Consider the following 14366-nt stretch of genomic DNA (forward strand, 5'->3'; position numbering starts at 1 on the left):
GATGAATAGAAAGCGTATGACGTTGTTTGCGCTTGTGGAACAAGAGTAAAAAAAGAGTATTCATAAAAAAAGACCGCCTCAACGAGACGGTCTTTTTTGTGTGTTGTAGCTTATGCAGGCTTACGCGGTGCAAGCAGAGCCATTTCCAGCGCTTCATCAAGCGTTGGGTGTGCCCAGATGATGGAGTGTACATCTTCCGGTGCCCATTGTTGTTTAACAATGATGGTTGCTGCGGAGACAAGGTGAGAAACACCGTGTCCAATTGCGACAATGCCGTGCACTTTATTGTCCACCCAAAGCACTTTTACAAAACCCTGCGTAGAACCGTAGGACTGCGCAATAGGGTTTGCAATAAGCATAGAGGTGGATGTTTCTACAGTATGACCGGCTTTTTGCAATTCGGCAGTGTTAGGGCCGACGCGCATAACTTCGGTATGTCCGTAGATACAGGCTGGCATCGGGCCGGATTCATACGCTGCGGTATTTTTCCCCGCGGCATGATCAACGACGTAGCAAGCCTGATGGTCAGCAGCATGAGCAAGCAGTGTTCGACCATTAATATCGCCAATGGCGTAAATGTTCTCTGCTGCAAGCAGATGGTCGTCTGTTTTAATCCAGCCTGCGCCGATGCATTCAATACCTGCCGCAGCAGTGTTGAGTGATTCGGAAGCAGGCTTTCTGCCAGCCGCCATAAGTGCTTTATCTGCTGTAAGAGTTTCGCCGGATTCAAAAGTAAGCACCGCTTGACCGTCAACAGTCTTAAGGCTCTGTACTTTTTCGCCTGTGCGAATTCCCCATTTTTCACGCTTCAAGATCTTACGGAAGGTATCACCAACGTCTGGATCTTCACTTGGTGCAAGGCTAGGCAATGCTTCAACAATGGTAATTTTTGTACCGAGACGGCTGAAAAAATCACCCATTTCAAGACCGATTGCGCCAGCACCCACGATGATGAGAGACTCAGGAGCCTCTGTAAGCGTGAGAACATGGGAAGAGTTGAGGACGCAGTCCCCGTCCGGTTCCAGCCCCGGAAATGCGGTCGGCATGGAACCAGTGGCAATGATCACCTTATCAAACGCAACCTCTGTAGCACCTTCATCGTTTGTCACGGTAAGGGCTGTAGGGCTGCTGAAAGATGCAGTGCCTTTGAGTATGTCTACACCAAGGCTTACCAGTTGCTTTTCTGCGGCAGAGCGAGAGCCTTTAATGAAGCGGTCTTTTTTCTGCACGAGAGTCGGCAGGTCAAAACCAAGGCTTCCTGTGGCTGTCTTCGCTTTTGCCTGTGTATGCAAGAGCGGACTGGATGCCGTTGCACCAAGGAACATTTTGGTAGGAATACAACCCCAGTTGAGGCAGGTTCCACCAATATCGGCTTTTTCAATAAGAGCGGTTTTCAGTCCGGAAGAGGCAGCACGCATAGCTGCTTTTAATCCACCGGGGCCGGAACCGATTACGATTACATTATACTTCATCAGTCAACACCATTTCACGTGCTGCCTTAGTTTCGTCGAGGCGGCGAACAGGAGTATTGTGTGGTGCAGAGAACAGAGCTTCAGGATCTTTCTTAGCTGTTTCGATGAGGTCAATTAAGTCGTCAAGGAAGCCGTCGAGTGTTTCCTTGCTTTCTGTTTCAGTAGGCTCAAACATGAGACACTCTTTAACGATAAGCGGGAAGTAGATAGTAGGAGCGTGGTGTCCTTTTTCTAACAGACCCTTCGCAAGATCGAGTGCACGTACTCCGCATTCATCCTGTAACTTGCTTGCTGATGCAACGAATTCGTGCATGCAGATGCGGTTGTAAGGAATGTAGAGATGGTTTTCTAAACGCTTACGCATGTAGTTAGCGTTCAGAACAGCACGTTCAGTTGCCTGAGTGAGACCTTCGCCGCCAAGGAGTACCATGTAGGCGTATGCTTTAAGCATTACTGCAAAGCTGCCGTAGAATGGTGAAACATGACCGATAGACAATGGAAGGTCAGTATCGAGGTAATATGTACCGTCTTCTGCTTTTGCAGGACGATGTGTCGGCAGGAACGGCACAAGGCGTTCGCTTACACCAACAGGACCGGCACCCGGGCCACCGCCGCCGTGCGGAGTAGCAAGGGTTTTGTGAACGTTGAGGTGAACTACGTCAAAACCAACGTCGCCGATGCGCATTTTACCCATAATCGCGTTGAAGTTCGCACCATCATAGTAGAGAAGTGCGTCAACTCTGCGAAGTTTTTCTACAATAGTAGGAAGATGGCTTTCGAACAGACCGAGAGTGTTCGGACAGGTCATCATTACAGCTGCAACGCTGTCATCAAGAACTGCTTCGAGTGCTTCAGGGTCTACGATACCGTCTTTAGATTCAATGTTAACAACTTCATAGCCTGCAAGAACTGCTGAAGCAGGGTTAGTGCCGTGTGCAGCATCAGGACAAATGATTTTTGTTTTTTTGTTCCCTTTATGCTTGTGGTACGCAGCAATAAGCAGTGCGCCGGTAAGTTCACCGTTAGCACCAGCCATAGGCTGAGAGGTGAAAGCTTCCATACCGGTAAGCTCACAAAGCATTTCTTCTGCTTCATACATGGTCTGCAAAGAGCCCTGAGTAAACTGGGCACCCTTAGGCAGCTGAGGAAGAGCAGGGTGAGGGGTGGTGTAGCCCGGCAATGATGCAACATACTCCGTGTATTTCGGATTATATTTCATGGTGCAGGAGCCGAGCGGGTAGAAGTTGGAGTCCACACTGTAGTTGAGAGTACTCAACCGTGTGAAATGACGTACAACATCAAGTTCGCTAACTTCAGGTAAAACAGGGCGCTTAGCACGCATCAGCTCTTTAGGAAGGAAACGCTCAGCGCGCTCTTCCGGCTTTGGCGGCAGACATGCAGTACGACCTGGAACGGATTGGGCAAAGAGGGTTTTCATTAGAGAATACCTCCCAACAGTTCGGTGAATACACCAATCTGTTCGAATGAGTGCAGCTCAGTACAAGCAACAAGAAGAACGTTGTCCATGCCTTCGTAAGCACGACCGGCAGGGTATCCGGTTACAAAACCTTTATCCATAAGCGCTTCAATAGCATCTTCAGCATTGATAGGCAGACGGATAGCGAATTCGTTACAGAATGGTGCATCATTAAGCAGTTCAACGCCGTCAATCATAGTGAGGCGGTCTGCAAGGTAATGAGCACGTTCCATACTTAATTCAGCAGTGCGGATAAGTCCTTCAGGTCCAAGCAAAGACATGTGAATAAGAGCGCGCAGCGCACACAGACCTTGGTTGGAACAGATGTTTGAAGTAGCTTTTGCACGGCGGATGTGCTGTTCACGAGCCTGAAGGGTGAGAACATAACCTGTTTTGCCGTCAACATCTTCAGTACGGCCGACAATACGACCCGGAAGCTGACGAATCATTTTTTTAGTACAGGCCATAACACCAAGGTACGGTCCACCGAAGGAAAGCGGCTGACCAAGGCTCTGTGCTTCTGCAACAGCAATGTCTGCACCCATTTCACCAGGTGTTTTCATTACGGACTGCATAACAGGGTAAACAGAAATGATACCCGCAGCTTTGTTTGCATGAGCATGTTCGAACAGTTCAGTAAAGTCCTGAACGTTACCGAAGAAGTTAGGGTTTTGAACCACAACAGCAGCACAATCAGAATCGATAGCAGCTTTAAGTGCATCAAGATTTGATAAGCCGTCTGCGTGCGGCACTACAACGATATCAACATCAATATTATCGGTGTAAGTGTCGACCATTTCGCGGTAGAACGGGTTAACGCTTTCATCGATAACGATTTTTTTGCGTTTACGTCCTGCACGCACAGCCATCATCATTGCTTCAAAGATAGCAAAACCGCCATCGTAAACAGAAGCGTTAGCAGCATCCATTTCAAGGAGGTTGCAGACGGCAGTCTGGAATTCAAAAATAGCCTGAAGTGTTCCCTGAGAGGATTCAGGCTGGTACGGGGTGTACGCAGTGTAAAATTCACCACGACCAACGAGGTTGTCGATGGCTTTAGGAATATAGTGGTTGTAGAAACCGGCACCGAGGAAGCTTACAAGGTCGGTATTGTTTTTACCGGCAAGCTTTTCAAAGTATGCACATGTTTCCATTTCGCTAAGACCCTGAGGCAGGTCAAAGCTTTTAGGACGCATGTCAGCAGGGATATCTGCAAACAGGTCCTCAATGGTTTTCACACCGATAACGTCAAGCATAGCTTGAGTTTCTTCAGCTGTATGCGGAGTATACGGCATAGTGCCTCCCTTTTTTTACTAGTGTGCTTCGCTAGCTACCAGTTCTGCGTATTCAGTTGCAGAAAGGAGACCCTTAGGCTCATCAGTAAGCTTAATTTTAATAAGCCAACCACCTTCAAAAGGTTCTTCGTTAACTTTCTCCGGAGTATCTTCAAGAGCTTCGTTAACAGCAATAACTTCGCCGCCTACAGGGATGTAGAGTTCGCTTGCAGCTTTAACAGATTCGATGGAACCCATTTCGTCGCCGGCTTCAAGAGTGTCACCCACTTCAGGGAGTTCAACAAAAGTGATGTCGCCAAGCTGTTCCTGAGCAAAGCTGGTGATACCGATAGTAGCTTCTTCACCTTCAATATTCGCCCATTCATGACTTTTGTTGTAGAGAATGTTTTCTGGGTAAGCCATTGGATTCCTCCTGAAAAGGTTTGTGTTGTTGTGTAGATATGGTTTGTTTTTATCGTTATGACAGAGTAATTTTTTGTCTAACAGATACTAGCGTCATAAGTCTAAATTGAAGGAAAAACAATGGCCAGATCACATAAAATGTAGGATCTGGCCATTTTTTTATCAAAAATTGATGGATTGTGCGCTCTATCAAGCCTCCAGCTTGACGCCGAGGCTTTGAATTTCCTCAAGGAGCGAGCGTTTGCGGATGGGTTTTACAATGAAACTTGTTGCATTGCCTAAGAAAAATGCGTCGTGCACTTCCTGGCTGTCATCAAGTCCGGATATCATGATCACTTTCGCACCCTGTTCAGGTGGAATCCCGTGTTCCTTTTCGAGATCGCGGATTTCGCGCAGAGCATCCTGCCCGTCGATGTTCGGCATCATAATATCGAGTGTAACAACATCATAGGGATCTCCAGCCTGCAAAGCCTGACGGAAGGCTTCAACGCCTTCTTCACCGTCAGCGGCGAGGTCGGAATACCCATAAGGATGAAGGATTTTTTGTACGAGTCGGCGGCTGTCGAAATCGTCATCAACAATTAGAAACTTCATTTGGGAAACCTCCATATTGGACTATCGCTATACCATTACACCCTCATTTTGCATAGTGCCCACGGATTATAACCTGAGGCAAAATGCATAGTTACAGTTCATGGCGCAGAACGCAAGGTGTCCAAAACAGGGTAAACAGGGTGAAGTGACTATACACCAGCCGCCTTGAATGCTTCAGAAACCATGTCCTGCGCTTCTTTTTGTAAGAGTGCGAGGTGTTCTTTGCCTTTAAAACTTTCTGTATAAATTTTATAAATATCTTCAGTTCCGGAAGGGCGTGCTGCAAACCAGCCGGATTTTGTGACCACTTTTAAGCCTTCAATTGAAGCACCGTTGGCTGGAGCCTGAGTAAGTTTTGCAAGAATAGGCTCACCTGCAAGCGTGTCGGACGCAACCATTTCCGGTGAAAGTTTTTTGAGCACAGCTTTTTGCTCGGCAGAAGCAGGAGCCTGAAGACGCTCGTAGATTGGAGTGCCGAACTGTTCAGTCATCGCATCGTAATGCTGCTGCGGGTCTTTGCCTGTTACAGCAAGAATTTCGGCAGCAAGCAGGTTCATGATGATGCCGTCTTTATCTGTTGTCCATACGGTTCCGTCTTTGCGCAGGAAGCTTGCTCCGGCACTTTCTTCACCGCCGAAACCATAGCTGCCGTCAATAAGTCCCGGTACAAACCATTTAAAGCCTACAGGAACTTCCGCAACTTTTTTACCTAATGATGCGACAACAAGATCAATCATTTGACTGGAAACAAGGGTCTTGCCGACAACAGCATCTTTATTCCACTGCGGACGATGTGCGAACAGGTAGGAGATTGCGGCTGCAAGGTAATGGTTTGGATTCATCAAACCCTTGCTGCATACAATGCCGTGACGGTCAGTATCCGGATCATTTCCGCAGGCAATATCAAAATGCGGCTGAAGTTTGATCATATCTGTCATCGCCCACGGGGAAGAGCAGTCCATACGGATGATGCCGTCTCTGTCCATAGGCATGAAGCGGAATGTCGGGTCAATTTCCTTGTTCACGACTTCAATGTTTAAACCGTAACGCTTTGCAATAGGCTCCCAGTAGGATTCACCGGCACCACCGAGAGGGTCAACACCGATGCGGACTCCCGCCTTCTTGATTGCCTCAACATCAATAATGTTTTCTAGATCATTTACATACGGGGTACGGAAGTCGTAGCGGCGGGTTGTAGAAGCTGCCAGCGCTTCAGCACCGGAAACACGCTTTACATCAACGTTGCCGTTTTTGATAAGCTCGTTCGCACGGTCTTCAACCCATTTTGTTGTTCCGGTATCAGCAGGGCCACCGTTTGGCGGGTTGTATTTAAAACCACCATCCTGCGGCGGGTTGTGCGAAGGCGTAACAACAATGCCGTCAGCAATATCGTTGTGGTCGCGATTATATGTAAGGATGGCGTGAGAAATAACAGGGGTAGGAACATAAGCATCGTCCTGTTCTATCATCACTGTTACGCCGTTTGCAGCAAGTACTTCAAGAGCTGTCTGATGGGCAGGTTCAGAAAGGGCATGAGTATCTTTACCCATAAACAACGGGCCGTTGTAGCCTTCTTTTTTGCGATATTCACAAATAGCCTGTGTAACAGCAGCAATGTGCTGCTCGTTGAAACTGCCGTTAAAAGAAGAGCCGCGGTGACCGGACGTGCCAAATGCCACCCGCTGCTGTGCGTTTTCTGGATCAGGCATAATTGTGTAGTATGCCGTGATAAGCTTCTGAACATTTATAAGATCGGATGGAAGTGCCTTTTTTCCGGCTTTTTCACTGATTGCCATCGTATGCTTCCTTGTATGTTACTTTGTATAAAATCGTTCGGGCACAGTCTATCACGGCAGTTTGTTCACCTGAAAGGATAACTGCCGACGCCTGTGATTGTAAGCTGATCGGTAAAAAAAGAACTCGCAGAATCTATTTATGAAACTCGTTGTTCAGGATTCTGCTGACTCAGGTATTCTGCAACTTCATCAAGGGACTGCTCTGCACGTGTAGTAAATTTACCAAGCAAGGCTTGCGCATTATGCAGTGCGTTATTGCGGGCATGTTGTTCCATTTTCTGTGCCAGCTCGGCAAGCTGCATCGCGCCTACAGATCCCATGGTTGCTTTGAATGTATGCGTCAGGCGTGCAATTTCTTCTGTGTTGTTTTCTGCAAAAGCATTTTTCAGCAGTTCAAGAGATGCTGGCAGTGACGTCAAATACGTACGAAGCACTGTGTTAATGATATTCTGTTTGCCGTTAACCATTTCTGAAATTGTTTCAAAATTAATGATAGTTGCAGTAGTAGAATCCGGTGAGTTTGGCAACGTTGAATCATTGTTGGCCGTCGGCAGTTTTTTCTTGTTGTTAAAGACGGAGCGGAGAACTTGTTGCAGTGCGTATAATGTTATCGGTTTTTGCAGCCACTCAGTAACTTCTCCATCATGGAAGTTATCTTTAGATGTGATGGAGTCGTGTGCACTAATGGTGACAATAGGGATAGTGACGTCCAGCTTCGGTACGGTTCCGGCACGGATTCTTTTAATGGTTTCCAATCCGTCCATAACAGGCATTTGAACATCCATAAGGATAATATCCACAGTGATGCGTGAGAGCATTTCAAGAACCTGTTCACCGTTTTCAGCAAGGTAGACGGTGTGTCCGTCTTCTTTAAGCATCTGCGTGAGAACTTCCTGACTGAACTCATTATCTTCTGCTACAAGAACATTTAATGACGGCATTGGCGCGACATTGTTTTGCGTTGCTGCAAAGGCAATGTGAGCGGCCTGCGCGTTTTCTTCAGAAACCTGACACGGGATTTCAAGGGTAAACGTTGACCCTTGGTTGACGTCGCTTTCAACAGAAATGGTACCGCCCATGCGTGCCGCAAGTCGTTGCGAAATAGCCAGTCCCAATCCGACACCGCCGTGGGGTGCTATGTTGAATGATTGTAGCTGTGCGAAGCTTTCAAAAATTTCTTCCAGATTATCAGGCGGAATGCCTATGCCCGTATCGGAAACAGAACATTCGAGCATTATTTTCTCTGTAGGCTGATGAGCATTGGTGTTGTCAAAATGTTTCGGACTTGGGGCAGATGCCAGCGGATACGCTGTTGCGTGGATTTTTACACCGCCTTCATTGGTAAACTTAAACGCGTTCCAAATAAGGTTTACCATAATTTGTTTTACACGCTCTTTGTCTCCCGTAATGAGCGGTGGAATGGATTCATCCGTAATAACATCAAACTCAAGATTTCGTTTTAACGCTTCACCGCGCATTAAATCACGAATGTTGTGCATTATTTCAGTTACAGAAAATGGTGCAAATTTGAGTGATAACGCATCAGACTCAATGGCTGAGAAATCAAGCAGGTCATTAAGCAAGGTCAACAGCGAACTGGAGGCTCTGTAGAGCACTTCCATATTTCGTTTCCGCTCCGGATCTGTTTCGGAGCGTAGGCCGAGCTCAGAAATACCGATAATAGCGTTCATTGGTGTCCTAAGCTCGTGACTGATATTCGCAAGAAAGTTGTTTTTAGCAACGTTGGCTGCTTCAGCAGCTTCTTTTGCAGAAATAAGGTTCTGTTCCGCTTCTTTCTGGAGAGAGATGTCCCGCACAAAACCTTCAAAACGGATAGAGCCGTCCGGCGCAGTTCTCAAACGGGCGCTTTCCATAATCCATACTTTCCGACCGTTACGAGTACGAATTTCTGATTCAAAGTTGGAAACAAACCGTTGCTTCAGCATTGTGTTTACAAATTCAGCGCGTCTGGTTTTGTTTACATAGAAATGGTTTTCGAATCCCCGGAATGAAATGCGCATTTCTTCGATGGATGAGAACTCGAAGATATTCAGGAATGCTGGGTTTGCGTTGAGGATCTCGCCAGAAAGGTTACTTTGAAAGATACCGTCTTGTGCATTCTGGATGATGTCACGATAGTTTGCTTCTGTTTTAGCGAGTGCAGCCAGTGTTTTCTGCTGGTCAGTAATGTCTTCGAAACACTCAATCAGGCCAATAATCTGGCCGAAACCGTCCAGCATCGGTTCAGTGTTTTTAATGATGGTTCGCAGCTCACCATTCTTTTGTCGCAAAGAGTGCTGATTGCCGCATGTTGTTGTAAGCGTGTGCTGATAGAGGGCACATTCGTCTTTACACGTATCTAGAAAAATATCTGAACAAGTACGCCCGATCATTTCAACCGCTTTGTAGCCGGTGAGTTCCTCAGCGCGTTTGTTCCAACTGTCAATTTTTCTGTCCATAGTGATGGTGAATACCGCACTCGGGACAACATGCGTCAGTTGTTCTGCCTTTTGTCTGGCATTGAGGGCTCTGATTTCTGCATTACGTCGGACAATAATTTCTGATTGTAGTTTGTTAAGGTGTTTAGCGGTTGCTCTTTTACTGTCTGCTGCTTCTTTAAGGCTTTTGGCCAGCGAGTTGTTTTTAATAATTACGTGTGCGGCAACAGCAATACTGGAAGCAGCAGCAAGGAATACACCGTAAAAGATAAGCAGAATACTATCTGAGAATTGCCCTCGTTTAAGGTTCGCGAGTTCAATAAAAGAAATAGCAACAATCTGCCGGTTGAAAATCGGCATTAAACGAACTTTCATGGGCACAGGGATGGAGTCAATTGTAGCCGAGCGGTTAAGTTGAAGAGAAGACTCTGGGGGAATGGCAGAAAGCTGTTGAAGGTCGTATGTTAATCGGGGGCTGGTAAGAATTTCTGTAAACGGGATATCCTGATACAACAGGATGATATTAAATTTTTCTGAATTTTGAAGTAGGAGCAGGTACTTATTTATAGCGGAAGAGGAGAGTGTTGCTGAAAGTTCTCCTACATGTTTTCCCATGATGAAATACGGAATAGCAATTCGAAGTTCTTTTTTGTGGTCGTGCTGCTGTAGCGAGAGAGGAGCGCTGGGAGATAATGGGAGTTTTTCAGTAATGGTATCGATTGAGATGGGGGTGCCGTTTTTTCCATTACCTTTGGCGCGGATATGCATGTGGTATTTATAGTCTACAAAATTAACTTCTGAGAAAATATACTCACCTTGAACTTTATATTCCATAATGAAGCGTTCAAGCACCAGCTCAATATCAGAAATGATAGCCCGCATTCCGTAGTCCAGAGAAATGCCCAGTGCCTTGTTGTGGAAATAGCTGGAAAAAGCCTGAGCACTGGCAAGCGTTCTCAAATCTCTGTTTCGTTCGGCAAAGTAGCCTTTAAACGCACTTGAAACTTTTTGCGAGTCGTTAACAAATTGTTGCTGTTTTATTTGTTGCAGTGAATGTTGCGATCTGTGCAGCAAAACGCCGAGTAAGAGAAATGCGAGTACGATAATAGCGCATAGCAGCAGAATGATATTGAACGTTTTTTTTCCCGAAAAAAGTTGTTCAAGCGTTTTAATCATTATGGCGAACTCTTCATGAAGAAATTTTTGAAGTGATGGAAGGAGCTTGGGTAGTAGCAGTTAACAAGCTTCTGGTATTCACCGCTTTTCCACAGTGCTACAAAGAACCGGTTGAATTCGTCTTTAAGTTCAGTAGATTCAGGGGAAAAGGCAACGCCCATATTTTGTTGCTTTGCGACTGGACCGACTATCTTAAAAGAGTAGGGCCAAATTCCTAATGCCATTAAAGCGCTGGGAGATTCCATGAGAAATATTGAATAAGAAGATTTTAGGAAAGAAACAGGCTGCGGGATTTCTTCTAGCGTTGCGTTTTTTGCGCTTCCTGCTGCACGAACTAAGTCCGGGAACAGGTGGACATCAATACAAAGGTCTTGAATTCCGTAAACGGTTTTTCCTTTTAGCCGTTCAAGGGTTTTTTCAATATCTTTTTTTACGTATCCAGAAGGTTTGATGGGAGTAATGTCGGCTTCAGGCTTAGCCAGCAGCCAAACTTGTGCTGTGAAGGTTGGTTTAGAGAAAATGACGTAACGCTGTCGTTCAGGAATGATGCTTAAGCCGTTTGCGAGCAGATCGCCACGGACTGGAGTGACAGGTTTTTCTCTTTCGGGAAATGAAGGGCGAATGCCGATGAGGTCAGGAATAGCGTCATCCCATGTGGTCGGGATGAATTTGTAGCGGACACCGAGGTGGTCTGCGAAGCGCCGCATAAGCATGCAGTCTAACCCGTCTGCATTATTATTTGCAAAACGGGCATAAGGAACCCCTAGGTGGTGCAGTTCTCCGCGGGCGCGGATTTCTGCAAGAGTAACGCTGTAGCCAGTTGTGCAAAAGAAAAATAAAGATAAAACGCAGAATACAGCTGTAATAAATCCTGCACGGAATATTTTCACTAGTTCCTCCAAGCTGGTCACCCTGTAAGTGCAGGGTGACCCTGTGAGCTTGGGAACTATGTACTATACATTAAAGAGGAAGTGAACAACATCCCCGTCTTTAACGATATATTCTTTACCCTCGGAACGTAACGCGCCAATAGCGCGGCATGCTGCCTCGGTTTTGTTTTCTACAAAAGCATCATATGCGATAACTTCTGCGCGAATAAATCCGCGTTCAAAGTCTGTGTGGATAACGCCGGCTGCCTGTGGAGCGGTGTATCCGTCAACGATAGTCCATGCGCGTACTTCTTTCACACCTACGGTGAAGTAACAGATGAGACCGAGAGTGCGGAAGCTTGTCTGGATAACCTGAACAAGACCACTTTCTTCAATGCCGTAAGACTGGAGAAGCTCAAGAGCTTCTTCATCTTCCAGACCCTGAAGTTCTTCTTCAACCTTAGCGCAAATTTTTACCAGTTCGCAGCCGCGACCTTCAGCAAATTCACGCAGGGTGTTTACGTGCTCGTTGTCTTCGGCAAGGCCGTCTTCATCAACGTTTGCGCAGTAGATAATTTTCTTATCTGTGAGCAGAGAAAGTTCTTTAAGCTGTTCTGCCAGAACATCGCTGTCACGTTTTGCAAATGTAGATGCCGGATTGCCTTCGTTGAGGTGGTCAAGAAGCTCTTTAATGCCGTTTACAACAGGCACCATTGCTTTGTTACCACGTGTGGAACGAAGCAGTTTGTCATGACGCTTTTCAACAGACTGAACGTCTGCAAGCAGCAATTCAGTTTCAATGGTTTCGATATCACGAACCGGGTTAACAGTGCCGTCAACGTGCGTAATATTTTCGTCGTCAAAACAACGTACAACCTGCAAAATTGCAGCTGCTTCACGAATGTTACCAAGGAACTGGTTGCCAAGACCTTCGCCCTGACTTGCGCCACGGACAAGACCTGCAATATCAATAAAATCTACAGTCGCATGTAATGTGCGCTGTGGATTTGCAATTTCTGTAAGAACGTCGATGCGCTTGTCCGGCACAGGAACAGTCGCTTTGTTGGGTTCAATAGTACAAAAAGGATAGTTCGCAGATTCTGCGTTCTGCGCCTTTGTGAGGGCGTTGAAAAGGGTAGACTTACCCACGTTGGGAAGCCCAACGATACCGATGCTCAGTGCCATAACTTTTTTCTCCAAAATAATTTCTAAATCTTTGGCTCCGCGCGGCTATAATTCTTTTTAGCCTGAAACACAAATTCTTTCTCCCTTGAAACATGATTTTTGAGGGAACAGATGCATCAGAATTGTTCAAAAAAAAGATCTAAAGCTCAGCTTCTCAGTGGGATTAATCCAACACATGCCCTGTGTCTCTATCAGCTCTATTACAGTAGTTAAAAAGGCTGATAGCAACCTGTTACAGGTATGAATAAAGCGATAGATGATGGGTCGTTAATCTTAAGTTTTGATAAAGAAATGTCTAAAATTTCTAAAGCAACGCTTAGATTGTTCGATATTACTATTAACGTAACTACTTTTATCATCAGCTTATATATTGGGAGAGGCTATGTCTTTGTCCGTAAATTCTCTTGAGTCGAACGACTGGGAAAAACTTAGAAAAACACAGTTAGCTCAAGAGCTAAGAGATCGAACTACGACTGGCGAAGCAGATAGTGCAACGCAGCTGAAGGGCGATACTGTAACAATTTCTGAAGAAGGGCGTGCTTTGTCAAAAGAAGCCGTTTCTGCTTCGGAAAAACAGGACGCCAGTAAGGCGGATGATGGCTCTGTCAAGGAAGGAAAAGCTAAGAAAAAATCTTCCAAAGCCCGAGATGCAGAGGGTTCAGGCAGTGGTGTTGATGTAGACAAATTGATTGAGAAGCTAAAAAAGAAGATTAAACTCGTAGAGCAATCTATTCAAAAAATTAGCAGTTCTAAAATGCCAGATGAAATGAAGCAGGTTTTACTTGGTGCAAAAAACCAAGAGCTTTCTGTCCTAAATGCTCAACTTCAAGAGTTGATGAATCAAAAAGCAAAGGGACAAAAGGCTGCTGCAGCCAGCGCGGGGTAGACTCTCAACCATGTAGTTAGAGGCTACTATTCGTAAATTTTGAAACTGACTCCTTATTGACATAAAGGCTTTATTAGGTATTATTCCTAATAAAGCCTTTTTTATTTAAGGAGAATATATATGACTACAGTACAAAAAATGGATGCAACCTCGACTTCACAGTTGCTCCAAGAAGATAAAGCCGTTTTATTGGATGTTCGGACTCCTACAGAAATCTTAGAGCAGGAGATTCCTTATTCTGTCATTATGCCATTTGATTTAGTTTCTGCAGAAAGGATTAAGGAAACCATTGGCAAGGATAAGAAAGTTGTTTTTGTCTGCCGTTCCGGTGCACGGGCAATGCAGGCTGCTGAAGCCGTAGCAGGTGAGATAGATGCAGCAGTACTTGATGGTGGAATTGTTGCATGGAGTGATAAAGGGTTGCCGACAAAAGAAGGCGCAAAGCGGATTCCTTTGGATCGCCAAGTGTTAATTGCTGTTGGAACATTGCTGCTGGTTACTTTGTTCTTAACCTATGTAGTGTCACCAAAGTTTGTGCTTCTGGTAGGATTTTTTGGGGCTGCTATGATCTTTGCCGGAATTACCGGAAGCTGCGGTATGGCACGATTATTACTCTTGATGCCATGGAATAAGTCTCCCTTGTGCACAAGTGCAAGCTGTGGGGCTGCTTCGAAAACATCCTGATTTTTTGCCTTCGGCGAGGGGGGCGCTGCCCCTCCACCCCGCGAGAGGGAGCCCCTCTCGACTGGCGATAGGCGAGGAAAGGTGGAGTCTTA

General features: G+C 45.9%; 11 protein-coding genes. 2 read left to right on the forward strand and 9 right to left on the reverse strand.

The window, feature by feature from the left end; genetic code table 11:
• Positions 1-110: 110 nt before the first annotated feature.
• From QZY95_RS00600 to ychF, 9 genes are all read right to left on the reverse strand, one after another.
• A complete protein-coding gene (locus QZY95_RS00600) occupies positions 111-1472 on the reverse strand; it encodes an NAD(P)/FAD-dependent oxidoreductase (protein WP_290917919.1) in 1362 nt (453 codons plus the stop codon).
• A complete protein-coding gene (gene gcvPB / locus QZY95_RS00605; protein WP_290917922.1) occupies positions 1462-2910 on the reverse strand; it encodes an aminomethyl-transferring glycine dehydrogenase subunit GcvPB in 1449 nt (482 codons plus the stop codon). Before gcvPB ends, QZY95_RS00600 begins: the two co-directional genes overlap by 11 nt.
• Positions 2910-4244: an aminomethyl-transferring glycine dehydrogenase subunit GcvPA gene (gene gcvPA, locus QZY95_RS00610; protein ID WP_290917924.1), complete on the reverse strand. Its 1335-nt coding sequence runs from the start codon at positions 4242-4244 to the stop codon at positions 2910-2912. Before gcvPA ends, gcvPB begins: the two co-directional genes overlap by 1 nt.
• An 18-nt stretch (positions 4245-4262) precedes the next feature.
• Positions 4263-4646: a glycine cleavage system protein GcvH gene (gene gcvH, locus QZY95_RS00615; protein WP_290917927.1), complete on the reverse strand. Its 384-nt coding sequence runs from the start codon at positions 4644-4646 to the stop codon at positions 4263-4265.
• Positions 4647-4835: 189 nt separating this feature from the next.
• Entirely contained in the window at positions 4836-5240 is a 405-nt protein-coding gene (locus QZY95_RS00620; protein WP_290917929.1) for a response regulator, read from the reverse strand.
• Between the two features lie 149 nt (positions 5241-5389).
• Positions 5390-7036 (reverse strand): phosphoglucomutase (alpha-D-glucose-1,6-bisphosphate-dependent), encoded by a 1647-nt coding sequence (gene pgm / locus QZY95_RS00625; RefSeq protein ID WP_290917932.1) that lies wholly within the window; start codon positions 7034-7036, stop codon positions 5390-5392.
• A 137-nt stretch (positions 7037-7173) separates the two neighbouring features.
• Complete coding sequence (locus QZY95_RS00630; RefSeq protein ID WP_290917935.1) at positions 7174-10650, reverse strand: PAS domain-containing hybrid sensor histidine kinase/response regulator; 3477 nt, start codon at positions 10648-10650, stop codon at positions 7174-7176.
• Entirely contained in the window at positions 10650-11540 is an 891-nt protein-coding gene (locus QZY95_RS00635; RefSeq protein ID WP_290917938.1) for a transporter substrate-binding domain-containing protein, read from the reverse strand. Before QZY95_RS00635 ends, QZY95_RS00630 begins: the two co-directional genes overlap by 1 nt.
• Before the next feature lie 63 nt (positions 11541-11603).
• Entirely contained in the window at positions 11604-12704 is a 1101-nt protein-coding gene (gene ychF / locus QZY95_RS00640) for a redox-regulated ATPase YchF (RefSeq protein ID WP_290917941.1), read from the reverse strand.
• A gap of 370 nt (positions 12705-13074) precedes the next feature.
• Between ychF and QZY95_RS00645 the strand changes: the two genes are divergently transcribed.
• Both QZY95_RS00645 and QZY95_RS00650 read left to right on the forward strand, forming a co-directional pair.
• On the forward strand, positions 13075-13590 hold the full coding sequence (locus QZY95_RS00645) for a hypothetical protein (RefSeq protein WP_290917944.1): 516 nt from the start codon (positions 13075-13077) through the stop codon (positions 13588-13590).
• A 120-nt stretch (positions 13591-13710) separates the two neighbouring features.
• Complete coding sequence (locus QZY95_RS00650; protein WP_290917947.1) at positions 13711-14274, forward strand: rhodanese-like domain-containing protein; 564 nt, start codon at positions 13711-13713, stop codon at positions 14272-14274.
• Positions 14275-14366: the final 92 nt, after the last annotated feature.

Source organism: Halodesulfovibrio sp. (assembly GCF_015482765.1).
GTDB lineage: Bacteria > Desulfobacterota > Desulfovibrionia > Desulfovibrionales > Desulfovibrionaceae > Halodesulfovibrio.